Origin of the sequence: Streptomyces sp. NPDC006193, assembly GCF_040613915.1 — a bacterium.
GTDB lineage: Bacteria > Actinomycetota > Actinomycetes > Streptomycetales > Streptomycetaceae > Streptomyces.
Genome location: NZ_JBEXTB010000042.1, coordinates 23146 through 47876, shown reverse-complemented (window position 1 = coordinate 47876; position 24731 = coordinate 23146). Strand labels below are relative to the sequence as shown.

At 73.9% G+C, this 24731-nt stretch carries 24 protein-coding genes and 1 pseudogene; 7 read left to right on the top strand and 18 right to left on the bottom strand.

Going from position 1 to position 24731, the window contains the following annotated elements; translation table 11 throughout:
• Nucleotides 1–120: 120 nt before the first annotated feature.
• Together ABZ261_RS27580 and leuA are read right to left on the bottom strand one after the other, a co-directional pair.
• Nucleotides 121–927 carry an ATP-binding cassette domain-containing protein gene (locus ABZ261_RS27580; RefSeq protein WP_356863731.1) on the bottom strand — a complete coding sequence of 269 codons (807 nt, stop codon included), beginning with the start codon at nucleotides 925–927 and terminating at the stop codon, nucleotides 121–123.
• Complete coding sequence (leuA, locus tag ABZ261_RS27575; RefSeq protein ID WP_356863729.1) at nucleotides 924–2729, bottom strand: 2-isopropylmalate synthase; 1806 nt, start codon at nucleotides 2727–2729, stop codon at nucleotides 924–926. The genes ABZ261_RS27580 and leuA overlap by 4 nt, the downstream gene beginning before the upstream one ends.
• Nucleotides 2730–2918: 189 nt before the next feature.
• Here leuA and ABZ261_RS27570 point away from each other — a divergent pair, with 189 nt between their 5' ends.
• A complete protein-coding gene (locus tag ABZ261_RS27570) occupies nucleotides 2919–3608 on the top strand; it encodes a FadR/GntR family transcriptional regulator (protein ID WP_356863727.1) in 690 nt (229 codons plus the stop codon).
• Nucleotides 3609–3702: 94 nt separating this feature from the next.
• Entirely contained in the window at nucleotides 3703–5046 is a 1344-nt protein-coding gene (locus ABZ261_RS27565) for an MFS transporter (protein ID WP_356863725.1), read from the top strand.
• Between the two features lie 93 nt (nucleotides 5047–5139).
• On the opposite strand, the gene ABZ261_RS27560 is transcribed toward ABZ261_RS27565, so the two are convergent.
• Both ABZ261_RS27560 and ABZ261_RS27555 read right to left on the bottom strand, forming a co-directional pair.
• On the bottom strand, nucleotides 5140–6573 hold the full coding sequence (locus tag ABZ261_RS27560; protein WP_356863723.1) for a cellulose binding domain-containing protein: 1434 nt from the start codon (nucleotides 6571–6573) through the stop codon (nucleotides 5140–5142).
• An 86-nt stretch (nucleotides 6574–6659) separates the two neighbouring features.
• Nucleotides 6660–8246 carry a beta-N-acetylhexosaminidase gene (locus ABZ261_RS27555; protein ID WP_356863721.1) on the bottom strand — a complete coding sequence of 529 codons (1587 nt, stop codon included), beginning with the start codon at nucleotides 8244–8246 and terminating at the stop codon, nucleotides 6660–6662.
• Nucleotides 8247–8817: 571 nt separating this feature from the next.
• Here ABZ261_RS27555 and ABZ261_RS27550 point away from each other — a divergent pair.
• A pseudogene (locus ABZ261_RS27550) lies at nucleotides 8818–9251 on the top strand (hypothetical protein); the annotation flags it as partial.
• 139 nt (nucleotides 9252–9390) lie between these two features.
• Here ABZ261_RS27550 and ABZ261_RS27545 read toward each other — a convergent pair.
• Nucleotides 9391–10353: a zinc-binding dehydrogenase gene (locus ABZ261_RS27545; protein ID WP_356863719.1), complete on the bottom strand. Its 963-nt coding sequence runs from the start codon at nucleotides 10351–10353 to the stop codon at nucleotides 9391–9393.
• A gap of 166 nt (nucleotides 10354–10519) precedes the next feature.
• On the opposite strand from ABZ261_RS27545, the gene ABZ261_RS27540 reads away from it, so the two are divergent.
• On the top strand, nucleotides 10520–11164 hold the full coding sequence (locus ABZ261_RS27540) for a helix-turn-helix domain-containing protein (RefSeq protein ID WP_356863717.1): 645 nt from the start codon (nucleotides 10520–10522) through the stop codon (nucleotides 11162–11164).
• Nucleotides 11165–11343: 179 nt separating this feature from the next.
• Here the strand turns inward: ABZ261_RS27540 and ABZ261_RS27535 are convergent, their stop codons facing one another.
• Both ABZ261_RS27535 and ABZ261_RS27530 read right to left on the bottom strand, forming a co-directional pair.
• Entirely contained in the window at nucleotides 11344–11535 is a 192-nt protein-coding gene (locus ABZ261_RS27535) for a hypothetical protein (RefSeq protein ID WP_356863737.1), read from the bottom strand.
• Nucleotides 11529–11657, bottom strand: coding sequence for a hypothetical protein (locus tag ABZ261_RS27530; RefSeq protein WP_356863715.1), 129 nt, complete (start codon nucleotides 11655–11657; stop codon nucleotides 11529–11531). Before ABZ261_RS27530 ends, ABZ261_RS27535 begins: the two co-directional genes overlap by 7 nt.
• A gap of 213 nt (nucleotides 11658–11870) precedes the next feature.
• Here ABZ261_RS27530 and ABZ261_RS27525 point away from each other — a divergent pair, with 213 nt between their 5' ends.
• Nucleotides 11871–13109, top strand: a complete 1239-nt coding sequence (locus tag ABZ261_RS27525) for a glycosyltransferase (RefSeq protein WP_356863713.1) — start codon at nucleotides 11871–11873, stop codon at nucleotides 13107–13109.
• Between the two features lie 320 nt (nucleotides 13110–13429).
• Complete coding sequence (locus ABZ261_RS27520; RefSeq protein ID WP_356863711.1) at nucleotides 13430–14353, top strand: GntR family transcriptional regulator; 924 nt, start codon at nucleotides 13430–13432, stop codon at nucleotides 14351–14353.
• A 127-nt stretch (nucleotides 14354–14480) separates the two neighbouring features.
• Here the strand turns inward: ABZ261_RS27520 and ABZ261_RS27515 are convergent, their stop codons facing one another.
• Both ABZ261_RS27515 and ABZ261_RS27510 read right to left on the bottom strand, forming a co-directional pair.
• A complete protein-coding gene (locus ABZ261_RS27515; protein ID WP_356863709.1) occupies nucleotides 14481–14939 on the bottom strand; it encodes a MarR family winged helix-turn-helix transcriptional regulator in 459 nt (152 codons plus the stop codon).
• Nucleotides 14940–15020: 81 nt separating this feature from the next.
• Nucleotides 15021–15767 (bottom strand): VOC family protein, encoded by a 747-nt coding sequence (locus ABZ261_RS27510; RefSeq protein WP_356863707.1) that lies wholly within the window; start codon nucleotides 15765–15767, stop codon nucleotides 15021–15023.
• A 186-nt stretch (nucleotides 15768–15953) separates the two neighbouring features.
• On the opposite strand from ABZ261_RS27510, the gene ABZ261_RS27505 reads away from it, so the two are divergent.
• Nucleotides 15954–16679: a dienelactone hydrolase family protein gene (locus tag ABZ261_RS27505; protein ID WP_356863705.1), complete on the top strand. Its 726-nt coding sequence runs from the start codon at nucleotides 15954–15956 to the stop codon at nucleotides 16677–16679.
• 42 nt (nucleotides 16680–16721) lie between these two features.
• On the opposite strand, the gene kynU is transcribed toward ABZ261_RS27505, so the two are convergent.
• The 9 genes from kynU to paaA all read right to left on the bottom strand — a co-directional run bounded on the left by kynU (nucleotide 16722) and on the right by paaA (nucleotide 24711).
• Nucleotides 16722–17972, bottom strand: coding sequence for a kynureninase (kynU, locus tag ABZ261_RS27500; protein WP_356863703.1), 1251 nt, complete (start codon nucleotides 17970–17972; stop codon nucleotides 16722–16724).
• A gap of 43 nt (nucleotides 17973–18015) precedes the next feature.
• Entirely contained in the window at nucleotides 18016–18864 is an 849-nt protein-coding gene (locus tag ABZ261_RS27495) for an alpha/beta fold hydrolase (protein WP_356863701.1), read from the bottom strand.
• Nucleotides 18854–19702 carry a tryptophan 2,3-dioxygenase family protein gene (locus ABZ261_RS27490; protein ID WP_356863699.1) on the bottom strand — a complete coding sequence of 283 codons (849 nt, stop codon included), beginning with the start codon at nucleotides 19700–19702 and terminating at the stop codon, nucleotides 18854–18856. Before ABZ261_RS27490 ends, ABZ261_RS27495 begins: the two co-directional genes overlap by 11 nt.
• A 101-nt stretch (nucleotides 19703–19803) precedes the next feature.
• On the bottom strand, nucleotides 19804–20580 hold the full coding sequence (locus ABZ261_RS27485) for an SDR family oxidoreductase (protein ID WP_356863698.1): 777 nt from the start codon (nucleotides 20578–20580) through the stop codon (nucleotides 19804–19806).
• A 56-nt stretch (nucleotides 20581–20636) separates the two neighbouring features.
• The gene (locus ABZ261_RS27480; protein WP_356863696.1) at nucleotides 20637–21956 is read right to left on the bottom strand and encodes a 2Fe-2S iron-sulfur cluster-binding protein; all 1320 of its coding nucleotides are present in this window, start codon (nucleotides 21954–21956) and stop codon (nucleotides 20637–20639) included.
• Between the two features lie 8 nt (nucleotides 21957–21964).
• Nucleotides 21965–22513: a 1,2-phenylacetyl-CoA epoxidase subunit PaaD gene (gene paaD / locus ABZ261_RS27475; protein ID WP_356863695.1), complete on the bottom strand. Its 549-nt coding sequence runs from the start codon at nucleotides 22511–22513 to the stop codon at nucleotides 21965–21967.
• Entirely contained in the window at nucleotides 22510–23244 is a 735-nt protein-coding gene (gene paaC / locus ABZ261_RS27470; RefSeq protein ID WP_356863735.1) for a 1,2-phenylacetyl-CoA epoxidase subunit PaaC, read from the bottom strand. The genes paaD and paaC overlap by 4 nt, the downstream gene beginning before the upstream one ends.
• A 46-nt stretch (nucleotides 23245–23290) precedes the next feature.
• The gene (gene paaB, locus ABZ261_RS27465; protein WP_356863693.1) at nucleotides 23291–23602 is read right to left on the bottom strand and encodes a 1,2-phenylacetyl-CoA epoxidase subunit PaaB; all 312 of its coding nucleotides are present in this window, start codon (nucleotides 23600–23602) and stop codon (nucleotides 23291–23293) included.
• A complete protein-coding gene (gene paaA, locus ABZ261_RS27460; protein ID WP_356863691.1) occupies nucleotides 23599–24711 on the bottom strand; it encodes a 1,2-phenylacetyl-CoA epoxidase subunit PaaA in 1113 nt (370 codons plus the stop codon). Before paaA ends, paaB begins: the two co-directional genes overlap by 4 nt.
• Nucleotides 24712–24731: the final 20 nt, after the last annotated feature.

The following is a 24731-nucleotide window of genomic DNA, read 5'->3' as shown; positions in this document are numbered from 1 at the left end:
CACCTTTCGGGGGGGGACGGGCCCCGGGCCGGGGGGGCGGTCGCGCTGGCGGGCCCCGCGTCGGCGTGCCGGCGGGTGGTGGTGGCGCCGACGGCGGGCGCCACCACGACCGTCTCTCCGTCAGCCCGGCGCGCCGGCCGGGCGGCCGGCCCGCACGCTCCAGCGTCCGTCGACCCGGGTGAGGCGGACGGGATGGTCGAAGCACTTGCTGACCTGGTCACCGGTCAGCACCTCGTCGGCGGGGCCGGAGGCGAGACAGCGCCCCTCGCGCAGCAGCATCACATGGGTCGTCCCCGGGGGGAGTTCCTCGAGGTGGTGGGTGACCAGCACCGACGCCAGCTCGGGGTAGGTGTGCTGCAACGTGTCGATCCGCTCGATCAGTTGCTCCCGGCCGGCCACGTCCAGACCGGTGGCGGGCTCGTCGAGGAGCAGCAGCCGGGGGCTGGGCATGAGCGCACGGGCGATGAGGGCGCGGCCCCGTTCCCCCTGGGACAGGGTGGGCCACCGGGCGTCGCGGCGGTCGCCGAGGCCGAGCAGTTCGATGAGACGGTCCGCCGTGGCGGTCTGCTCGGGGGTGGGCTGCCAGCGGGGCACGCGTTCGAGGGTGTTGGTCAGCCCGGTCAGGACGACGTCGTGCACCTTCAGGGGTGAGCGCAGGTCGTGCCGCGGGTTGACGTGGCCGACGTAGGAGCGCAGCTGACGCATGTCGACGCGGCCCAGCCGGTGGCCGAGCACCTCGACGGAGCCCCGGGTGGGGTGGGTGAGCGCCCCGAGGAGACCGAGCAGTGTGCTCTTGCCCGCCCCGTTGGCGCCGAGCAGGGCCCAGTGCTCGCCGGCCCGGACGGTCAGCGACACCTCGCTCAGGATCGGGGTGCCGTCGCGTACGACGTCCACGTCCCGCACGCGCAGTACCGGGGGTGTGCTCACGAGGGGACCCGCCCGGAGCGGTTGACGGCGGCCATGACCGCGTGCACGGAGGCGGTGAGGACCGAGGTGTCCCAGCCCGCGCCCCAGCAGACGACGTCGTCGACGCGGCACTCGGCGTAGGCGACGGCGGGGCTGCCCGGCCCGGTGGTGGTGGAGTGCTCGGTGTAGCCGAGGATGTCGACGGTGACGCCGATGCCGCGCAGGGCGTCGGCGAAGGCGGACAGGGGGCCGTTGCCGGTGCCCTGGCAGACGTGTTCCCGCCCGCCGGTGCGCAGGGTGCAGGTGAACCGGTGCTCGCCCGGCGCGGGTTCGGCGGTGTTCCAGGACTCGAGCGCGACCGGTCCCTCCAGGGCGGGGGTGAGGTAGGTCGCGCGGAACAGTTCCCACAGCTGCTTGTGCGACAGCTCCTCGCCGGTGGTGTCGGTGACGTGCTGCACCGCGCGGGAGAAGTCCGGCCGCATGGCCCGCGGCAGGTCCAGGCCGTAGTGGGTCTGCAGGAGGTGGGCGATGCCACCCTTGCCGGACTGGGAGTTGATCCGGATGACCTCCTCGTACGTGCGGCCGATGTCGCCCGGGTCGATCGGCAGGTACGGCACCGCCCACGGCGCCTGCTCGGGCGCAACGCCCTGTTCGGCGGCCTGCTTGGCGTGGTGGGCCATGCCCTTGGAGATGGCGTCCTGGTGGGTGCCGGAGAAGGCGGTGTGCACCAGGTCGCCGCCGTAGGGGTGGCGCGGGTGGACGGGCAGCCGGTTGCAGTGCTCCACGACCTCGCGCACCGCGTCGATGTCGGAGAAGTCGATCATCGGGTTCACGCCCTGCGCGTACAGGTTCAGCGCCAGGGTCACCAGGTCGACGTTGCCGGTGCGCTCGCCGTTGCCGAACAGGCATCCCTCGACGCGCTGCGCGCCCGCCAGGACGGCGAGCTCGGCGCAGGCGACGCCGGTCCCGCGGTCGTTGTGCGGATGGACCGAGAGGATCACCGAGTCGCGGCGTGCCAGGTGGCGGTCCATGTACTCGATCTGGTCCGCGTAGACGTTGGGGGTGGCGATCTCCACCGTCGCCGGCAGGTTGTGCACCACCGGCCGGTCGGGGCTGGCGTCCCACAGCTCGGTCAGGCTGTTGCACACCTGAAGGACGAAGTCCGGCTCGGTGAGGTTGAAGACCTCCGGGGAGAACTCGAACCGGATGTCGGCGTGCGGCCGTTCCTCGGCGCGGCGCAGCAGATGGGTGGCGGCCTCGTGGATCAGGGCGTGGACCTCCGCGCGGGAGCGGCCCAGCACGACGTCCCGCCAGGTGGGCGCGGTCGCGGTGTAGAGGTGGACGAGGGTGCGCGGCAGTCCTTCGACGGAGTCGACGGTCCGGTCGATCAGGTCCTGGCGGGCCGCGGTGAACACGGAGACGGTCACGTCGTCGGGGACGGCGCCGCTCTCGGCCAGGTGCCGTACGAAGTCGAAGTCGGTCTGGCTCGCGGAGGGGTAGCCGACCTCGATCTCCTTGAATCCCATGGTGACCAGGAGGTCGAACATCCGGCGCTTGCGCTCGGTGTCCATCGGTTCGGCCAGCGCCTGGTTGCCGTCCCGCAGGTCGACGGGCACCCACAGCGGAGCCCGTTCCAGCCGGCGCGACGGCCAGGTGCGGTCCGTCAGGGGCAGCGGGACCCGCTCGTGCGCGGGCCGGTAGCGGTGGTGCGGCATCGCGCTCGGGCGCTGGGGGTTCCACCGCGGTGCGTCCGCCGGGACGTCACCGGAAGGGGTGCGCAGGGTGGGAAACGCCGTGCTCTGCGGGCGGGGAGAGGAAGCCATCGGTGCGGAACTTCTTTCAGTCAGCCATCCGGAGACCGGCACAGCCCGAGACCCCGCTGCGGAGGTGCCGGTCGTGTCAGGCCCCGCAGCGGCAGCCGAGGAGAAGAAGCTCGTGCAGCAGCATGCGGGTACAGTAACGACAACTCAGCTCCTCAGACAACCCGAGAGGTATGGGAAGGTGGACCTCACATGTCACTAGGCGCCCTGCGTCCGTCCCCCTTGGTCGAACAGGCCACCACGCATCTGCGTGAGCAGATCACCAGCGGAGAGTGGTCGGTGGGGACGAAGCTCCCCGGCGAGACCGCCCTGGCCAAGTCGCTCGGCGTGGGGCGCTCGACCGTCCGCGAGGCCCTGCGGGCCCTCGCCGGCGCCGGGTTGGTGCAAGCGCGTCAGGGCTCCGGTGTCTTCGTCATCGCGAACCGCCCCAAGGAGGACTGGTCCACCCAGCTCCGGCAGGCGGCCATCACCGACGTCTACGAGGTCCGCATGCTCGTCGAGGTCGAGGCCGCGCAGTTGGCGGCCCGGCGGCGCACCGACGAGGACATCGCCGCGCTCCGGGCGGCTCTGGACACACGCCGGACCGCCGGACGTGCCGGCGACGCCGCGTTCGTCGAGGCCGACATCGCGCTGCACGAGGCCGTGGTCGCCGCGGCGCACAACCCGGTGCTGACCGGGCTGTTCACCGAGTTCATACCCATCCTGAAGCAACGGCTCCTGGATCTCGTCGAGTTGCTGAACCTGCGCTCCGACGACCCGCACCACGGCGAGGAGGGCCACACCGCCCTGGTGACCGCGGTGACGGAGGGCGACGCCGAGGCCGCCGGGAACGCGCTGCGGAACGAACTCAGGCAGACGCTCGCCCTCCTGCACTCCCTGTGACACCGCCGCCCCCGGGCACGGGGGCGTGGACGCCGAGTCCAGGGACGCGCCGCGGCGAAACGGTCCGCAGCTGTGACACACCAAGGGGTCAACCATGCCGCACAGACACGGAACGCCGGATCAGCGGGCGGACTCAGCGCTCCCCGTCCCCCCGGAGCAGCCGAGCGACGGCGGGCCGCTGCGCCGCGTCGCCGTGGCGAGCTTCATCGGCACGGCGATCGAGTTCTACGACTTCTACATCTACGGCACCGCCGCCGCGCTCGTCATCGACGAGGCGTTCTTCCCCAACCTCTCCCCCGTCAACGCGGTGCTCGCCTCCTTCTCCACCTATGCCGTGGCCTTCCTGGCCCGCCCGCTGGGCTCCGTCCTGTTCGGTCACTTCGGCGACCGGCTGGGGCGCAAGTCCGTGCTGGTGGTCTCCCTCCTCCTCATGGGCCTGTCGACCGCGGCGGTCGGACTTCTTCCCACGTACGGCACGTGGGGCGCCTGGGCGCCGGCGCTGCTGGTGCTGCTGCGCTTCCTGCAGGGCCTCGGGCTCGGCGGGGAGTGGGGCGGCGCGGCCCTGCTGGCGGTGGAGCACGCACCGGACGGCCACCGGGGGCGGTACGCGGCCTTCCCCCAACTCGGTCCGTCCGTCGGGTTCTTCGCCGCGACCGGTGTGTTCCTGCTGCTGTCCACCCAGGTGAGCGACGCGACCTTCCAGGGGTGGGCCTGGCGTGTCCCGTTCCTGCTGTCCCTCGTCCTGGTGGCGGTGGGCCTCTTCGTCCGGCTGCAGATCAGCGAGACCCCGGCCTTCCGGAAGGCGACGGCGGACCACCGTGCCGTCCGGGCCCCGTTCGCCGAGGTCGTGCGCGTTCATCCGCGGGCACTGCTCCTCGGGTCGGGCGCGATGATCGTGGCGTACGGCCTGTTCTACACCGCCACCACCTACTGCCTGTCGTACGGGACCAAGACGCTCGGCATCGGCCGTACCCCCATGTTGCTGGCCTCCATGGCCGCCGTCGTCTTCCTCGCCGCCGGCACATGGGCCGCCGCGACCAGGTCCGACCGGCTCGGGCGGCGGCCGATGGCGCTGTACGGCACGGTCGCGGCGGCGGTGTGGGGCCCGCTGCTCTTCCCCCTCCTGGACACCGGTGACCTGCCGCTGATCGTCCTCGGGCTCGGCGGGGCGCTGTTCCTCATGGGAGTGATCTACGGGCCGATGGGGGCGTTCCTGCCCGAGCTGTTCCCTGTCCGGCTGCGCTACTCCGGAGCCGGGCTCGCCTACAGCCTCGGCGGCGTGGCGGGAGGCGCCGTGGCACCCCTGGTGGCGACGCGCCTCCAGGCCGCGTTCGGCTCGGCGTCGGTCGGCTGGTACGTGAGCCTGATGGCCGTGCTGTCGCTGGTGTGCCTGCTGCTCCTGCCGGAGACGCGGGAGCGGGAGGTCACGACGTCCTGACAGGCGCCACCGCCCCTCCCCCGGCCCGGCGGCCGGGGCGTGCCACCGGCGGGCGCGAGGCGGGGCGGCGGCGCAGACCGCCTCCAGCGGGGTTCAGTTGGCGGGGACGGTGTCCTCGAAGGCGGTGCCGGCGGACCGGTATGCCGCCACCTTGGCATCGACCTGGGCGGGGGTGAGGACCTGGTCCTTGACGTGGAGGACGTAGTCGACCTGTTGCTCGTAGGCGCGCGGGGTGGTGGACGTCTGCCCGCCGAGGTCGATCAGCCACTGGTTGAAGTTGATCGACATGGGGCGTTCGGGGAGGTAGGCGGCGTCGTGGGTGCCGAAGAGCTGCCCGTCGACGTAGTACTTGATGGAGGCGTTGTCGATGGTGACGACGAGGTCGTGCCAGCCGGCGTAGCTCCGGCGGCTCTCGGTGTGCTGGTTGACCGCCTGCCACGGGTCCGGGTTGTACGTCTCCCAGGAGGTGGTGTAGAGGATGTCGGACGGCTCGCCCCACCCGCCGTTGGGGAGGTACTCGAAGTCGTACTCGGCGTAGTCGTCGGCCATCGGGGCCTTGAGGTCGTTGATGGTGAAGAAGGTCTGGACGAGGTGGTCGCCGTCGGGTCCGGACCGGGGGGCGTCGCTGAACCTGACGCGGGCGGCGTAGGTGCCGTTCTTGAACTTGGTCGCCCTGGTGAGGACTTCCGTCTGCTCGGTGGTGGCCGCCGTGCCCGCGGTCGAGGTCTCCATCGTCATGACGGTGTTGCCGTTGCCGGTGGAGAAGGTGACGTTGGAGGGGTCCCAGGTGGCGCCGGGGACGCCGGGGCCGCCGGAGTTGGCGCGTACGGACCAGCCGTGGGCGCTGATCCTGGCGTCGGTGTGCGAGGTGTAGCTGAAGTCGTCCCAGAGGGTGCCGGAACCGCCGGGCTGGGGCGGCGGTTCGGTGGGGGTGTCGCCCGCGGGGGCGGTGCCCCAGACGAGATCGCCGGCGCGGGTGGCGGTGACCTTGCTCCAGTCCCCGTAGGCGGTCTGGCCGGCGCCGAAGGAGTAGTCGTCGCTCTGCCGCAGGGTCTGCCAGCCGGACTGGTAGAAGCGCAGCTGCATGTCGCCGGTGTCGGCGCCCGGGGCGAGGGAGCCGGCGCCGGAGGTGAAACCGATCTCCAGGTAGCGGTCGGCGGTGTCGGTGGGGTGGGCGAGGGTGCCGAAGACGCCGGTGATGTAGGCGCAGCCCCTGGCGGCCCAGGAACAGGCGAAGCGGTAGGCGGCGTCGGCCGAGTCCGCCTTGAAGTAGTAGCGGATCCTGACCTCGTTCAGTGGCAGGGCGGTGGCGCCGGTGTTCTTCACCTTGAACCACGGCTCGCTCTGGTCGGCGGTGGCGCCGGTGGCGCTGGTGCGGTATTGCACCGACAGGTCGCCCGCCGCGCGGGCGGTGCCCGGCAGGGCGGCGAGGGCGGCGGCGGCGAGGGCCGTGACGACGCCCGCCGCGGCGGCGGACCGCAGGCGGCCGCGGCGCTGCCCGGCCGGCCGGTTCTGGCTGCTGATCACAGTGGGGGTCCTCTCCGTGATGCGATCGAGGATGCGATCGGAACGGTGATCGGGGGGATGTGATCGGGGATGTGAGCGGGGTGACGTCAGGCGGAGGGCGCTGCACTCGCGGGCGCCGCGGCTGTCCTCGGCGCGGTCGGACGATGGTGGCGGACGCCCAGGGCGTCCAGCCGGGGCATGTGCGCGCCGAGCCGGGACGTGAAGTCGGCCCAGGCGGTGGGCCCGGTCCAGGCGCGGTCGGCGAGCGCGCACAGTCGGGGGTAGGCGAGGCGGTCGAGGTCGGCGGCGCCGGGGGCGAACTCGGTCCAGATCTGTGCCTGGGTGCCGAGGACGCGTCCACCGCCGACGGCGGGGGTCTCCGGTTCGGGGTCTCCGGCGTGGACGGTGCGCAGGTCGACGACGGGTCCGGGCTGCGAGGGCGGCCCGTCGGGGGCGTCGTCCTGCGCGTGGTCGAGGTGGGTGGTGCGGTGGTGGGCGAGGACGACGTCGTGGCCGCCGTTCACCGCCGCGGCGGCGTGCGCGGGGTCGCGCCAGCTCATCACCGTGAAGCCGGGCGGGAGCGGGGCGCCGTCCTCGGCCCAGCCGACGGGGCGGCGGCCGTGCTCCGTCAGAAAGTCCCCGGCTCGGCCCAGGAGCCAGCCGTGGAGCGCGGCGGGGCCGGGCAGGTCCTCCGCGGTGGCCCGGGCGCGGGCGCTCGGGCTTCGCTCCCACTCGGTGGTGGGGCACTCGTCGCCGCCGAGGTGGATGTAGGGGGAGGGGAAGACCTCCATCACCTCGTGGAGGACGGCCCGGACGAAGTCGAGGACCTCGTCGTGGACGCCGAGGACGGTGTCGCACACTCCCCACCGGGTCCACACGTCGAGAGTGCGGTCGGGTCGGTTGCCGAGGCGGGGGTAGGCGGCGAGGGCGGCGCGGACGTGTCCGGGCATCCCGATCTCCGGGACGACGCGCACGCCGCGCCGAGCCGCGTGGTCGACCGGGTCGGTGAGTTCGGCGCCGGTGTACGCGCCGCCGTGCGGGCGGCCGTCGAGGCCGGTGGTGCCGTCCGGTCCCGTCATCGTCCCGGCCCGGTGGGCCCCGACCGAGGTGAGCCGGGGGTGGGAGGGGAACGGCATGCGCCAGCCCTGATCGTCGGTGAGATGAAGGTGCAGGACGTTGAGTTCGTGCAGGGCGAGCAGGTCGATGTGGCGGCGCAGGGTGGCCGCGTCGTGGAAGTGACGGGCGACGTCGATCATCAGGCCGCGCCAGGGACGGCGAGGTACGTCGGTGATCTCGACGCAGGGCAGCTCCCCGTGCTCGTGCCGGACGGTGCCCGGGGCCGGGGCGAGAGCCTCGGGCGGCAGGAGCTGACGGATGGTCTGGACGCCGCGGAGCAGACCCGTGGGCCGGGCGGCGCGCAGCAGGACGCGGGGCGGGGAGCCCGTGAGCCCGTAGCCCTCCTGTCCCAGACCGCCGAGGTGCGGGTCGACGGTGAGGGTGACGGCGCCGGCCGCGGAGGGGGCCAGCGGCAGCCCGGTTGCGGGTGTGAGGAGGAGGCGCGGCAGGTCGGCGGCGCCCTCGGCGCCTTCCGTGGCCCGGACGGCGGTGGTCGTGTCCAGGGAGAACCGGCCGGAACGGCGGACGAGCCTGGTCGGCCGGGGCAGCAGGGCCGGTTCGCGGCGGGGTGGGGGCACGGGGCGGCCTTCCGGTACGGGGCGGGCGGAAGTTGCGGGTGCGCGGTGAGATGTCCGCGGTCTGCGGCACGGGGTGGTGCGTCTGCTCCGCAGGGCGCCGGGGGCTGTGCCGGACGTGGCGGCGCGCCGGCGGAGGGGGCGGACGAGGACGGTCGATGCGCGGGGCGGTGCCGCTCGCCGGCGCGGTGTCGCCGTCCGCGCCGGGACCGGTGGTGTCGTCGGAGCCTCGGGAGCGGGCCGTGAGGGCGGCGGACGGCGCCGGGAGACACACACCGGTGAGCGAACGTGACGTCACGGTTCACCTCGGGAAGGCTCAGGGATGGCGCCGGGGGGGAGCAGGGCTGCGCACCAGAGACCTGACCACTTGTCCGCTGGACAAGTGACCTGTCGGTGAGAGAGAAGCTGGCATAGACCAATAGGGTCGTCAACCCCTGTGGCTCACCGGGGTTCTGCACACCCCGGACGGGGACCGCGAGGCTTCGCCTCCCCATCCCGGGCTTCACGTCACCTGTGGTGACGTTCTCCGGGCCGTACGTGAAGCGGCCCTGTTGTCCGCGGCAAGGGGGAAACGGTGCCCACCGTCATGCAGCTGCCGACCGGCGAGGCGCTGACCGTCCGCACAGCGAGGCCGTCCGTGCCGGCCTGGACGAGGCGGTTGGCGGTGCCGGACTCCGAGACCCCGGCCCGCTCGAAGACGGCCGTGGACCGGCTCATCGCGCGGCGCGAGGTGCACCTGCGGGAGAAGACGCTGTGGCGGATGCTCTACGAGACCGCCGGGCGGGCAGAGGAGATCCTCGGCGTGAACATCGAGGATCTGGACCTCGCCGCGCGCCGCTGCCCGGTCGAGGCCAAGGGCGCCCGGAGCAAGGCCCGCCGCCGGGGCCAGGCCCGCGAGGACTTGGTGCTGGAGACCGTCTGCTGGGACGCCGGCACCGCCGGCTCCTGTCCGGACTGCTCAAGGGCCGTACCCGCGGGCCGGTGTTCGTCACCCACCGCCGCCCGGGGACGCGATCGCAGAGCTGACCAGCTTGCTCGCCCCCGGAAACGCCCGCCGCTGATGGTGACCGTCAGCGCCGGGTGTCAGCCACCACCTGAGCGGGTCCCCTTTCGTTCCCCGGGGCCGCGAACGCCGTCCCTGCCCCGCTCAGGGCGCCAGCACAACCCTGCCGAACACCTCCCCCGCGTCCATCGCGCGGTGGGCCCGCACCGCCTGGTCCAGCGGCAACACCTCGTGCACGACCGTGCGCAGGTCCCCGTGCGCGGCATCGGCGAACTGGGACGACCGCACGGCCTGCCGGTCGGGGCCGGTCACGGTGTCGGAGCTGAAAGTAGCGAACGACAACGACCTGCGGAAGGCGTCCATCAGCCGCATGCCGAAGTCCGCCGGCGGCTGCCCGCCAACCACACCGACAGCCACATACCGCCCGTTGGTGTTCAGCCTGTCCAGGAAAAGGGGCAGCTGGGGACCTCCCACGACATCGATCACCACGTCGAAGCCCGCCGGTGTGTCCGGGCCGTTCTCCCCGGAGCGGTCAAGGACATGGGTCGCGCCCAGGTCCCGCAGGCGGGCGCCACGCTCCGCCGACGAGGTGGTGACCGCCACCGCGCCCGCGCCGTCCCTGGCTGCGAGCTGGACCGCGGTGATCCCGATGCTGCCCGCCGCACCGCGCACGAGCACCGTCTCGCCGGGCGTGAAACGGGCCCGGTCCAGGGCGAAGTGGGCGACCACGCCGGAGCCTCCGAGGGTCACCGCGTCGGCGCCGGTCAGGCCGTCGGGCAGCGCAAGGACATCCTCGACCGAGGCGACGGCCTGCTCGGCATACCCTCCGGACAGGCCGGTGAACGCCCACACCCGCCGCCCGAGCCACGAGGCGTCCACGCCCTCTCCCACCGCGGTGACCCTTCCCGCGACCTCGCTGCCGAGGAGGTGGCCCTCCCGGAAGCCGTAGGCGGCAAGCGTTCCCCGGCGGATCACCGCGTCCACGCCGCCTGCCCCGATCGCCTCCGTGGCGATCCGCACCTGCCCCGGGGCAGGAACGGGCACGGGCACATCGACGACCTCCAGGCCATCGGGGTCTCCGAACGTCCTGATCACAACGGCTTTCATCACTGCTCCTCGGGCCGGTTGAGGGACGGATCGCAGCTGCCGCGGCTGTGGGCGCCGAGTCGGCCCCCGCCGCCAGGGCATCACCGGTGACGTGCCGGGACGCGGCGGCAGCACCGCCATCGGACCGTAACGGACGCCCCCGTCCGTTACGCTGAAATGAGAGACGATGACCAGCCACTTGCCTCAGACCGTGCGCTCCGACGCCCGCGACAACCGGGCCCGCATCCTGGACGCCGCCCGCGCGGTGTTCGGCGAAGAGGGCCTGAGTGCGCCCATGCGCGAGGTCGCCCGGCATGCAGGCGTCAGCCCCGCCACGCTGTACCGGCACTTCCCGACCAAGCAGGCACTGTTCGCGGAGACCTTCGCCGAGCAGCGGCGAGCCTGCCATGCCGCCGTCCGCGACGCCCTCACGGACTCGAACCCGTGGCACGGATTCCGGAGCCTGATCGAGCGGATCTGCGAACTCCACGCCCACAGCAGGGGATTCGCCGACGCCTTCATGACGGCCTTCCCCGAGGCCATGGACTTCGCCGCAGACCGGGAGCGGACCCTGCACGCGGTCCGCGAACTGGCCCGCCGCGCCCAGAAGACCGGCCAGCTGCGCCCCGGCTTCGTCGTCGACGACCTGGTCCTCATGCTCATGGCCCACCGGGGCCTCCAAGACACGCCGCGTGCCGCCCGGATCACGGCCTCCCGCCGCTTCGCCGCCTACATGATCGAAGCGTTCAGCGCCCCACCAGCGACGGGAGCGCCTACGCCGCTGCCGCCGGCACCACGCCTGCAGCTCACGCACTCGCCCAGCACCCCATGAATCCGTCACCTGGAGATCCGTCAATCCTCGGGCTCTTGTACGACAGGCTGAGTCGCAGTACCGGCGCGACCGCCTGCTGCCCTTGGGCAGCTCCTTGCCGCACTGGCCGCACCGCCGGACGTACCTCCTGGACATGACTCCAGGGGCCTCCCATCCGGCGGCGCAGGCCAGGACCCGGGTCATTCCTCGTCGGTGGCATCCGGGTCGCGCAGCGGGCGCAGGCCGCCGGGCAGGTCGGGAAGCTGGAAAAAGTACCGGCCGAGCATGTTGAAGTGGCGCCTGGCGAACGGCGAGAGGCGGGCCAGGTTGCCGACGTTGCAGCTGTGCGCGACCAGGAGCGCGGCGATGGTCGCGTGCAGGTCCTTCAGCACCTCGCCTCGCCGCCGGTGACCGAGGTGAACGCCTGGTCGGCACCGGTCCAGGAGAACACCACCCGCAGGGCCTCCGGCAGGTCGGCGCGGGGGCGGCATCGCCTCCACGGCGCGCGGTGCATGGGCGATCCTCCCGTGCCGACCTACCGCCGTATGTGACGCGCCGCGGCTTCGCGAGGAGGCTGTCTGTGCACTGCGGACGGACATAGGGAAGAGGGGGCTCGTCGCCTTCCGTGATCAACCTATAGCGCACCGGGGGGCTTGCGGCAAGACCCGGGTCGTGCCGCAGAATCGCCGACCCATGCCGAAGATCACGAAAACAGGGGAGTCTCGACATGCGTGTGCTGTTCTCAACGTACGGGTCGCGTGGGAGCGTCGAACCGATAGCGGGACTCGCGGTGCGCTTGCGGGAACTCGGCGCGGAGGTCCGGGTGTGCGCGCCCCCGGACGAGGAGTTCGCGGAGCGGTTGGCCGGGGTCGGTGTGCCGCTGGTGCCGACCGGCGCGCCGGTGCGCCCGCTGGTGACCACGGTGACGCCGGGGTCGGCGGCCGGACTGGCGCAGCGTGCGACCGAGTTGATGGCCGCGCAGTTCGACACGGTCGCCGCGGCGGCCGAGGGATGTGATGCGCTGGTGGCGACCGGCCCGTTGCCGGCCACGGCCGGCGCGCGGTCGGTGGCCGAGAAACTGGGCATCCGCTACGTGCACGTGAGCCACCAGCCGGTCAGCCTGCCCTCGCCGTACCGCCGGCCGCCCGCGCGGCGGGGCCGGCCGTTGCCACCGGAGGTGACCGACAACCGCGCGCTGTGGGACGTGGACGCCCAGATCGCGAACGCGATGTTCGGCGAGGAGCTCAACACCCAACGGGCGTCGATCGGCCTGCCGCCGGTGGACAACGTCCGCGACTACGCCTTCACCGACCAGCCGTGGCTGGCCACGGACCCGGTTCTGTCTCCGTGGCAGCCGACGGATCTCGACGTGGTGCAGACCGGCGCGTGGATCCTGACCGATGAACGCCCGCTCCCAGACGGGCTGGTGGCGTTCCTGGAGGCCGGCGCCCCACCGGTGTACGTGGGCTTCGGCAGCATGCCCATGCGCGATTCGGAGGACGTAGCCCGGGCGGCCATCGAGGCGATCCGCGCGCAGGGCCGCCGCGCGGTCGTCTCCCGCGGCTGGGCCGACCTTGCCCTGATCGACGACCAGGACGACTGCTTCGCCGTCGGCGAAGTCAACCATCAAGCACTGTTCCGGCGGGCGGCCGCTGTCGTGCACCACGGCGGTGCGGGCACCACGACGACGGCCGCCTGGGTCGGTGCGCCTCAGGTGGTGGTACCCCAGGGGGCGGACCAGCCGTACTGGGCCGGCCGGGTGGCCGACCTGGGCATCGGCGCGGCACACGACGGTCCGACACCGACTGCCGAGTCGCTGTCGGTCGCGCTCAGGACGGTCCTGATCCCCGAGACCCGCGCACGGGCAACCGCCGTGGCCGGCACGATCCGCGCCGACGGGGCGACGGTGGCCGCGAAGCTGCTGCTCGACGCCGTCAGCCAAGAAAGGCCGCCGGCGTCGGCGTGAACCACGCGCGTTCGTTGAGCCGGGGACGGTGCCCGGCGCCGGTCGCCGGTCTGCACCGCCGGTTCGGCATGCTCGCAGAGACGGGCATACTCCGCGGGGTCCGCCGCAGCAGCAGCCCGACGTCGTAGCACCGGCGGGCAAGGGCACCGGCCTCCGGAACCGTTCTGTCAGGAATCCTCAGCGCGGGTTCTCGTTCCCATGTTCCTCAACCGCCATCCCCTCCCTGAACTGGTCCTGACCAGAGCAGTATGGAGGACGGTGTGACGAAAGCCGGTCACCCTGCGGCACGCCGTCCCGGCGCTGGAAGGGGAAGAACGCAGATGGGCGACAGGAACGCGGGCACGGCCCGCAGGACCGGCGCCGGCGCGGAGCCGGCCCTCGCGCCCACCCGGGGCGACGGGCGGGACGTGAGCCGGCCGGGCGGCGTGCTCAAACGCGAGCGGGTCCGGGACGCGGTGCTGGAGATGGCCGAGGAGCGCAGGCCGGGGGACGCCATCCCCTCGGAGCGCGTCCTGTGCGCGCAGCTCGGGGTGTCCCGGCCGACGCTGCGAGCCGCCGTCGACGAACTGGTCATCGCGGGCATTCTCGTCCGTGAACACGGCCGGGGCGTGTTCGTCGCCCCGGAGAAGATCACCCAGGAACTGGTGCCGGGACGCCACTCGCTCGGCGTGCCGCGCGCGTCGGGCGCCTGGACGAGCCGGCTGCTGGAGTTCACCACCGTGCCGGCCGGCGCCCGGACAGGCCGCAGGCTGCACCTCTCCCCCGCCGCCCCGATCGTCTACGTGGCCCGGCTGCGACTGGTCGACGGCTCGCCCATGGCCATCGAGCATCTGCACATCCCGGCCGCCCTGGTGCCCGGCCTCACCCGCAGCGAACTGGAGCACGGCGACCTGTACGAGCATTTGCACACGCACCATGGCGTCCACGTGCGCGAGGCGACGCAGGCGATCGAACCCACCGTGGTGACCCGTGACGAGGCCGGACTGCTGGGCGTACCGGAGCTCTCCCCCGCCCTGCTCTTCGAACGGCTGACCACCGACACCGCTGGACAGCCGGTGGAGCACGTCCACTCGGTGTACCGCGGGGACCGGTACCGCATCGTCTCCCGCCTGACGCTCGGTGCGGACACCGCGCCCGCCGAGCCCGGCGGCGGCCATCATCCGGGCATCCCGCCGGGCGACCTGCCCCATGGCAACCTGGTGGCGGCTTCGACGCTGGGCGATGTGCAGGAACAGCGGCGCTGATCCGGCTGACGCCGGCCGGGCGACGCCCGCGGAAGGGCGCCCGGGACCCGGCGCAGCGGGCGGCCGTCCCCTGTGTGCGCGGGCACTTGTGCGGTGACCGTTGCCGGGCGGACGGCGGCGGTGCGCTTCAGTGGTGCCAGGCATTCCCGCCCGTGTTGTGGATGAACCGCTGCAGCACCTTGAGGGTGGTCAGGTACTCCTCGTCGGAGATGCCCGCGTGCCGTTCCGCCCACAGCTCCTTCTGGAGCGCCGCGGCTCTGTCGTGGAACGCCCTGCCCTCGGCCGTGATGCCGAGTCGTCCCTCCGCGTCCTCGGTGATCCAGCCCTGGGCGATGGTCATGTCGATCTCCCGCTCCATGGTTTCCTCGCCCGTGTCGAGGTAGTTCCGCAGGAGGCGGGACACCTCGTCCCGCGTCTTCGCGGTGCCGGCTCGTGCCACCTGCGCGAGAACCCACCACTGGGGCTGGGTGGTGCCGATCCCGGCGAGAGCGGCACGGGTGCGGGTGACGACGGCCTTGTAGGCGGCCCAGCTCCAGTAGCCGATGGGCTGCTTGATCAGTTCGGCGTCGTCGTGCGAGTACTCCACGGCCGGTTCCTCCGTCGTCGCTCGAGGTGGCTGGGTCGATCCGACCGTAGAAGCTCAAGCGCGCTGGAGGTCAAGCGCCGGCTACGCGCCGGGCGGCGCGAGGACGCAGAACTCGTGACCCTCCGGGTCGGACAGGCACGTCCACGGGACGTCGCCCTGGCCGAGGTCCAGGTCGGTGGCGCCGAGGGCCCGCAGCCGGGCCGCTTCGGACTCCTGATCGTCACCGGGGCGCGGCAGCAGGTCGAGGTGGACGCGGTCCGGCGCGGTCTTCGCACCGGGGGTGCGGAGGAACTCGAGCCAGGGGCCGGCGCCTTCGGCGGAGCGCAGCACCGCGTGATCGTCGCTCACCTCGTGCAGGGTCCAGTCCACCGCCTCGCCCCAGAACCGGGCCATGGCCCGCGGGTCCGCGCAGTCGACCACCACGGCGGCGATCGGCCCGGTGTCCCGGTAGGTGTCCCGCGGCTGCAGCACACAGAACTCGTTGCCCTCGGGGTCGGCGAGGACCGTCCACGGCACTTCGCCCTGGCCCACGTGGGCGGGCGTCGCACCGAGCGCCTCCAGGCGCGCGACCAGCTCCGCCTGCTGGGCCGCCGAGGTGGTGGCCAGATCGAGGTGCACTCGGTTCTTCGCCGCTGTCTTGGGTTCCGGGACGGGAACCACGTCGATGCCGAGGCCGACCGGTTCCGGCCAGACGAAGTCGTCGGCGGGTCCCACGTAGGTGGTCACGCCGGGACGGTGGGCGCTCCAGCCGAGCGCCGCCGCCCAGAACCGGCCGACCGCCCACGCGTCGACGGCCTTGATGTTCACCTGGACAGGTCGCAGTGCCATGCCCGCGATCCTATGCTCCGGCTGCGCGATGACGACTGGTCAGCTCCGGTCGGCTGCCGCGGCGCCGCCGAGCCGTCGGCGCGTCGCGGAGGCCGTCGCGGAGGCGCGTCGCGGAGGCGTCCGCGGGGGTTCAGCCGCCGGTGAACACCGGTCCGTCCGGGCTCGGCGATCCCTACAGTCCCGTCCATGACGACGGTTACGACGCGCTCGGTCGAGTACCCGGCCGACGGGCTGACGATGGTCGGGCACCTCGCGCTGCCCGCCGGCACCGACCGCCGGCCCGCGGTCCTGGTCGGGCCCGAGGGCGTGGGGCTCAGCGACGTCGAGCGCCGCCGGGCCGACGCTCTCGCCGAGCTGGGATACGTGGCGCTGGCCTTCGACCTCCACGGCGGGCGCTACCTGGGCGACCCCGAGGAGATGCTGGCCCGTTGCCTGCCGCTGCTCGCCGACCCCGACCGGATGCGGGGCATCGGTCACGCGGCGCTCGACGTGCTGCGCGCCGAGCCGCGGACCGACCCCGGCCGGATCGCCGCCGTCGGCTACGGCACCGGGGGCGCGATCGCGCTGGAGCTCGGGCGCGACGGCGTCGATCTGCGGGCGATCGCCACGGTCAACGCGACCACCACGGGCCGGCCGGGCGAGGCGGCGCGCATCCGCTGCCCGGTGTGGGCCGGGGTCGGCTCCGAGGACCCGATCATGCCGCCCGCGCAACGGGAGGCGTTCACCGCGGAGCTGCAGGCGGCCGGCGTCGACTGGCGCCTCGTGGTCTACGGCGGCGCCCTGCACGCCTTCCACCACCCGCCGGTCGGCCACACCGTGCGCCCCGGCGTCGGCTACCACCCGCGGCACGCGCAGCGGGCCTGGCGCGACGTCCTCGACGTGCTCGCCGAGTGCCTGCCCGTGACGCGGTGACGATCGTCCTCGCCGGCGTGGACGGCGGCCGGGTGGCGGGGCTCAGGTGACCGGGCCCGACGGCTGGGGCGTCGGGTCGTAGGCGGCTTCCCGGACGAGGGTGCGCAGGTGGCGGGCGGCGGTCAGCAGGTCCCGGTGCGTGGTGTAGAGGGCGTTCACACCGAAGCGCAGGAGGTCCGGGGCTCGCATGTCGATGATCACGCCGCGGTCGGCCAGTGCCCGGGTCAGGCCGTGGGCGTGGGGGTGGCGCAGGGCGACGTGGCTGCCGCGGCGTGCGGGGTCGGACGGGGTGACGGAGGCGAAGCCGAGGGGGGTGAGCAGTTCGGTGGCGCAGCGGAGGAAGAACTCCGTCAGGGAGAGGCTCTTGGCGCGGACCTGGGCGAGGTCCACGTCGTCGAAGACGGTCAGCGCGGCTTCGAGGGCCAGCAGGGACAGAACGGGCGGGGTGCCGATGCGGGCGCGGGCGATGCCCGGCGCGGGGGTGTAGTCGCGGTTCAGGCCGAAGGGGTCGGCGTGCCCGGTCCAGCCGGGCAGGGGGGTGTCGAGTGCCTCGTGGTGGCGTCGGGCCACGTACAGGTACGCGGGGGCGCCGGGGCCGCCGTTGAGGAACTTGTAGCCGCAGCCGACGGCGAGGTCCACGTCGAGATCGTCGAGCCGCAGCGGGAGCGCGCCGGCCGCGTGGCACAGGTCCCACAGGACCAGCGCGCCGACGCGGTGCGCGGCGCCGGTCAGCGCCCGCATGTCGTACAGCTCCCCCGTGCGGAAGTCGACGGGCGAGTAGCTGACCACGGCGACGCGATCGCCCTCGGCCGCGAGGAACGACGCCAGGCCGGCCGGGGGGATCCGCCGTACTTCCAGCCCCTGGCGGTCGGCCACCGCCTGTGCCAGGTAGCGGTCGGTGGGGAAATGGCCGGGGTCGGTGACCAGCAGCGTCCGGCCGGGGCGGAGTGCGGCGGCGGCGCTGAGCGCGGTGAACAACTGCACGCTGGTGGAGTCCCCCGCCACCGTCTGCCCCGGCGCCGCGCCCAGCAGGCGGCCGACGGCGTCGCCCACCCGCAGGGGCGCGTCCCACCAGCCGTTGGTGTTCCAGGAGCGGATGAGGTCGGTGCCCCACTGCCGGGACACGACGTCGGTGAGGGCCTCGGGGACGGCGGCGGGCAGGGGGCCCAGGGAGTTGCCGTCGAGGTAGACGACGCCGTCCGGGAGCAGGAACCGCTCGCGGAGGGGTGCCAGGACGTCGTCGGCGTCGAGTCGTACGGCCTGTTCGTCCAGTGCGCTGAGGGTCGTCGTCACGTCTGTCGGCCTTCCGGCTGTCGTGGTTCGGTGGGGGCGGTCGTCACGGGTGCGGGGCCTTCCGCCGGTGCCCGTCCGGGCGCGGTGCGCCGAAGGCGGCCGACAGCTCCCCGAGCGTGTCGGCGACCGCGCGGGCGCCGGGCGCGCCCGGTTCGATGAGCGTGTAGTGGCCCGTGCCGGGCAGCACGACGGTCCTCAGATCACGGTGCACGGCCGCGTAGTCGGCGAACTGGGTGAGCGGGACCTCCTCGTCGGCGGCTCCGTGCAGCAGCACGGTGGGGACGCCGGTCGTGCCCGCCTCGCGCAGCAGGGTGACGGGGTCCACCGAGGGCAGCCGCTCCTCGAACACGTCCTCGCCGCCGAGGAGTTGCAGGGCGGCGTCGTTGCTGAGGCCGTCGCGGCGGGTGGCGGCGAGGTCGGTGAGCGGGGCGAGCGCCAGCACGGCGGTCGGCAGCTCGGCGGTGTGCCAGCGCGAGCCGGCGGGCAGCAGGCCGCGGGCCGCGCACCACAGGGCGAGGTGGCCGCCGGAGCAGTGCCCGGCCAGGACGTACGGCCGTCCCTGGGGCAGCGTGTCGACGATCCGCGCGACGTCGTCGAACGTCTCGGGGTAGCCGCCGGCGCCGCCGGAGCGGCGGAAGCCCGGCAGCAACACGTCGAAGCCCTGCTGGGAGAGGTAGGCCGCGAAGGGGGTCAGGTGCATCCGGTCGTAGCGCCAGTAGCCGCCGTGCAGCAGGACGACCAGCGGGGCGGCGGGGTCCTCGGCGGGCCAGGCGTCGTAGACCTGGTGGGGGTGGTCCCCGTAGGAGCCGTGCACCGGTGCCAGCACCGGTTTCAGGCTCAGCACCCGCTTCTCCTCCTCGGCCGCGAAGGCGGAGACGGTCCTAGACGTCACCGCGCACCTCCCACAGCTCGGGGAAGACCGGGAGGGACGCGCGCCGCTCCAGCCAGGCGAGCCCGGTGGAGCCGGCGCTGCCGGTCTTGGCGCCCATGGCACGGCGTACGACCATGACGTGGTCGAAGCGCCAGCGCGTGACGAGTTCGGCGATGTCGGTGAGGAGTTCGCCGAGGGCGAGCAGCGGGTGGTGCTGCGGGCCGGTGTAGACCTGCCGCCACACTTCGACCACGCCCGGGTCCGAGGTGTGCGGGGCGGTCACGTCCCGGTCGCGGACGTGCTCGGGGACGGGCAGGCCCTGCCGGTGCAGGAAGTGCAGCACCTCGTCGTAGAGGGACGGTTCGCGGTAGGTCTCGCCGAGCGCCTCGTGGACCGCCGGGTCGCCCCGGTGCAGGCGGAGCATCCCGGCGGACTTGTCGCCCAGGAGGAACTCCATGTGCCGGTACATCGCCGACTGGAAGCCGGACGCCCTGCCGAACGCGTCGCGGAACCCGTTGAACTGGGCGGGTGTCAGGGCCGCGATGGGCGCCCAGGCGGCGTTGAGGGCGGTCAGGGCGCGGCGGCTGCGCACCAGCGCGTCCGTCGCCGCGTCCAGGTCGTCCTTGGCGAAGGCGGTCCTGGCGGTGCGCCACTCGTGGACGATCAGGGTGAACCACAGCTCCATCACCTGGGTGGTGACGAGGAAGCCCATCTCGTCCGGGGCTTCGGTGAGCGGGTGCTGGAGGGTGTTGAGGACGGACGCGTGCACGTAGGCGTCGTAGGGGCTCGGGCCGGGGAAGGGCCGGGTCAGCGGATCGAGGTCGTCCGCGGCGGGCGGGGCGGACGTGCGGTCGTTCATGGCATCTCCTGTTGCTGCCGCAGGCCGGGAGGGCGGCCGTGCGGCCGGGGCGGGGCCACCGGTCGTGCGGTGCGGAAGAAGCGGGGCCGCGAGCGGGTGTCTCACACGCCGAGGTGGACGCCGCCGGAGGCGTCGATCCACTGGCCGGTCACCCAGCGGGCGTCGTCGCTCGCCACGAACGACACGACGTCGGCGATGTCCGCGGGGTCGCCCAGCCGGCCGAACACGGAGGCGTCCGAGTACCTCCGGCGGATCTCCGGGATGCTCAGCGTGGGGTTGATCTCCGTCTCGGTGTAGCCGGGCGCGACGCTGTTCACGGTGATACCCCGTGGGCCGAGCTCCTGCGCGAGGGACAGGGTGAGGTAGTCCAGGGCGGCCTTGGTCATGGTGTAGGCGACGATCGCGGGGAAGGCGACGCGGGTGGCCACCGAGGAGACGTTCACGATCCTGCCGCCGTCGCGCAGCCGGTCCAGTGCGCGCTGGAGGATGAAGAACGGCGCCTTGGTGTTGATGGCGAACACCCGGTCCCAGTCCGCTTCGGTGACGTCCGCGATCCGGCGCGGGAGGGTGATGCCGGCGTTGTTGACGAGGATGTCCACGCCCGGGTCCGCGCCCTGGTCGGCCAGGGCACGGTCGAACGCCTCCCAGAGCGTGTCGGCGTCGCCGGGCACGCCCAGTTCGGCGTGGACGGGGAAGGCCCGGCCGCCGTCGGCCCGGATCTCCCCGACCGTGCGCTCGGCCGCCTCCCGGTCGTGCCCGTAGTGGACCGCCACGAGGGCGCCCTCCCGGGCCAGGCGCCGGCTGACGGCCCGGCCGATGCCGCGGCTTCCTCCGGTGACCAGGGCGGTTCTGCCCTCGTGCCGCAGGGTGGTGGTCAACGTCTTCTCCTTGGGCGGGTCGGCTGTGATCGTGGGCGCACGACAGGTGCGCCGGGTCATGCGTCGAAGTCGAGGGTGAGGTCGGTGCCGGCCGGTCCGGCCCGGCACACCAGCGTGTAGCCCGCGGCGACCTCCTCGGCGTCGAGGGCGTGCTGCGGTGCTGCCGTCACACGGCCGGACAGGACCCGGGCCCGGCAGGTGCCGCACACGCCCTCGCGGCAGGCGTAGGGCACGTCGGGGTGGGCGCGCAGCAGCGCGTCGAGGAGCGTCGCGTCCTCGGGGCCGGCGGCTGCGAGGCGGCGGCGGCCGCCGAGCAGCGCGGTGACGCGGATCCGGTGCGAGGCGGCCGGCGGCCGGTTCCGCGGTGCGCCCGGCTGCGGGGTGCCGGCGGGGGTGAACGTCTCGGAACGGATCAGGGCGGGGTCGGCGCCCCAGGCCGTGAGCGCCCGGCGCACCGCGACGACCAGGCCGGACGGGCCGCACAGGGCGAACGTGGCGCCGGGGCCGGGGCGGGCGTCGACCGCGGCGAGCAGGCGCGGCAGCGTCACGCCGTCGATCCGCCCGCCCGCCAGCCCGCTGTGGTGCTCCTCGCGGGTGAGGACGTACAGGGCGGTGAAGCGGTCGACGAACGTGTCCTTGAGTTCGGCCAGTTCGTCGGCGAGCAGGGCGTCGGCGGTCGTCGGGACCGAGTGGATCAGGGAGACGCGGCAGGCGGGGTCCTCGCGCAGCGCGGCGGCGGCCATGGCGGCGAGCGGGGTGATGCCGGAGCCGCCCGCGATCAGGACGTGATGGCCGCCGGGCAGCTCGGGCAGGGCGAAGGCGCCCATCGGCGGGGAGAGTTCGAGGACGTCGCCCGGTGCCAGGGCGGTGGCGGCGTGAGCGCCGAAGCCGTCGGGAGCGCCGCGCCGGATCACCAGGCGCAGCGCGTCCGGGTCGCCCGGCGGGGGGCACACCGAGTAGCTGCGGCGCAGTTCCGTGCCGGCGCGGCGGTGCCGGACCACGACGTGCTCGCCGGGCCGGTGGGCGAAGACCTCGCGCAGGGCCCCGGGCACCTCCAACGTGACCGCGACCGCGTCCCCGGCCAGGTGCTGGATCTCGGCGGCCACGAGCCGGTACCAGCCGGTGCGCCGGGGCCGGGCGGAGGATCCGGGACGGGAGGCGGACGGGGGTGGGACGTCGGGGGCGGGGGCGGTGACGTCGGGGGCGGGGGCGGTGGCGGGGCCGGTCGCTGCGGACGCGTCGGCGCCCTGCGCCGAGGCGGCACCGGCTGCCGGGGGCACGCCGGCGCCGGCGCCCGGTGCGGGGGTGGGAGGCGGGCCCGCGGTCGCTGTGTGCGCGGGGGCGGGGGTCGCCCGGGAGGTGTCGATGGGGTTCACGGTCCGCCTCACAGCGCGCTCAGGTGGGGGAACAGCTCGTGGCATGCCGTGCACCGCAGCACGGACTGGCAGCGGGCCGGCCCGAACGGGCTGTGCGGCCGGGTGGCCCGGGAGCCGCAGTGCGGGCAGGGCACATGGGCCAGTGCGACGGGGACGGGACCGTTCGCCGCGGCGGGGACGGGCGGGGCGATGCCGTGCGCGGCGAGTTTGCCCCGGCCGGCCGCCGAGATGCGGTCCGCGGTCCACGGCGGGGACAGGACCTGCCGTACCCGCCCCTCGGGGTGGCCGTTCTCGGCGCACACGTCCCGGATCGCGGAGACGATGGCGGGCAGCGCCGGGCAGCCCAGGTAGGTCGGGGTGATCTCCACTTCGAGCACGCCGTCGGCGGCCGGGGCGACCGAGCGGATCACGCCGAGGTCGCCGAGACTCACCATCGGCAGCTCGGGGTCGGGCAGCGCCTCGACCAGGGCGCGGACCTCCGCCGCCGGGCGGGCGACCCGCCCGGGCCGGGCGGGTCGCGGCGCCGGGGGCGCCACTGCAGGGGTGCGGCCGTTCACCAGCGGCCTCCCGGGAACTGCCGGTGCACGGACTGCATCTCGGCGATCAGCGGCCCGAACTCCTCGGTGTGCAGGCCCGCCCGGCCGCCCCGCGCCTGCCAGCCCGGGGCCGGCACGGCGAGGCCGGCACGGCTCACGACCTCGCCGACCCGCTCCTCCCACACCGGACGCAGCGGGGCCGGTGAGGGTGCCGTGCCCGCCGCCGCGAGGTGGCGCGAAACGTCGTCCTCGTCGAACAGCTCGGCGGTGTACGGCCACACCCGCTCCAGGGCCCGCTGCATGCGGCGGGAGCTCTCGGGGGTGCCGAGTCCCAGCTGAAGCGTCCAGTTGTCGGCGTGCATCCGGTGGAAGGCCACCTCCCTCGCGGCCCGCTGCCCGAACCCGGCCAGCCGGGTGTCCGCGCAGCCGGCCAGGGCCTCGTAGTACAGGACCGCGTAGTGGGTGTAGACGAGCTGCCGGGCGACGGTGACCGCGAAGTCCCCGTTGGGCAGTTCGGTCAGCAGGGCGTTGGTGAAGTCGCGGTCGCGGCGGGTGAAGGCCAGCTCGTCCTCGGTGCGTCCGGTTCCGTCGGCCTGTCCGCTCAGGGTGAGCAGCACGCGGGCGTGGCCGATCAGGTCGAGGGCGATGTTGGACAGGGCCATGTCCTCCTCGATGGTCGGCGCCCGCGTGATCCACTGGCACAGCCGCTGCCCGAGGACGAGGGCGTCGTCGCCCAGGCGCAGCAGGAGCACCGCGAGGTGGGCGTCGGCGCGGTCGGCTTCCGCGGCCGCGGCCGGGTCAGTCGAGGTGGTCACCGTCGGGGCCTTTCTCGGTCAGCGGCGCGAACTGCTCCGGATACCGGTAGGGCTTGTGCCGGGCGCCCGCGAAGAACGGGTCGCGTTCGTCCGGGGAGGCCGCGTGCACGGCGTCCGAGCGGACCACCCACAGCGACAGCGGGTCGCCGCGCCGGGTGTACAGGTCGCGGGCCCGCAGCAGCGCCGTGTCGGCGTCGGCGGCGCGCACCGACCCCACGTGCTGGTGGGCCAGTCCCCGGCGGGGCCTGAGGAACACCTCCCAGGACGCCGGGGCGCCCTCCCGCTCCCGGCTCATACGCGCTCCCCCGCCCCGCTCCGCGCGGCCCGCGCCGCAGCCGCTGCCGTGCCCGCGTCCGCGTCCGCGTCCGTGCCCGTGCCCGCGTCCGTGTACGTGCCGGAGGGCGGCCCGCCGGCCCGCGCGCGTGCCGCGTACGCGGCGGACGCCTCCCGTACCCAGGCGCCGTCCTCGTGCGCCGCACGCCGGTGGGCGACGCGCTGCCGGGACCAGTGGGTGTCGTCGCCGAGCGCCGCGCGGTAGACGTCCCAGTCGACCGGCGTGAAGTCGTAGTGGCCGCGTTCCTCGTTCCAGCGGATCGCCGGGTCCGGGAGGGTGAGCCCGAGGCGTTCGGCCTGGGGGACGCAGCTGTCGACGAAGCGCTGGCGCAGCTCGTCGTTGGTGTGCCGTTTGATGCCCCAGGCCAGGGCGCGGCGGGAGACCGCGGCGCCGAGTGCCGCGGTGCGGGCGTCGGCGCCGCCCGCCTCGGTGTCGGGCGGGCCGAACATCAGCGCCACGGCCGGCAGCCACCAGCGGTTCACCGCGTCCTGGGCCATCGCCTTCTGCTCCGGGGTGCCTTCGCACAGGGCGCGCAGGAGGTCGTAGCCCTGCCGCACGTGGAAGGCCTCCTCCTGGCAGACGCGGCGCATCGCCCGGGCGTACGGCCCGTAGGACGTGCGGCACAGCGGCGCCTGGTTGATGACGGCGGCCCCGTCCGTCAGCCAGGCGATGGCGCCGGTGTCCGCCCACGTCAGCGCGGGGTGGTTGAACGTCGCCGAGGCCCGCTGCTGGCCCCGGTGCAGGGCGTCGAGCAGGTCGGCCCGGTCCACGCCGAGGGTCTCGGCGGCGGAGTACAGGTACAGCCCGTGCCCGGCCTCGTCCTGGACCTTGGCGATGAGCACCGACTTGCGGTGCAGGGAGGGCGCCCGGGTGAGCCAGGCGCCCTCCGGCTGCATGCCGATGATCTCGGAGTGGGCGTGCTGCGCGATCTGCCGGATCACCATGCGGCGGTAGCCGTCGGGCATCCAGTCACGGGGTTCGACGGTCTCCCCCGCGGCGACGAGGCCGTCGAAGTGCGCGAGCAGCTCGTCGGGCTCGGCGGGCGCGGCGGCGGCCGGCTGTGCGCTCATGCGGTGCCTCCGCGGCCGGT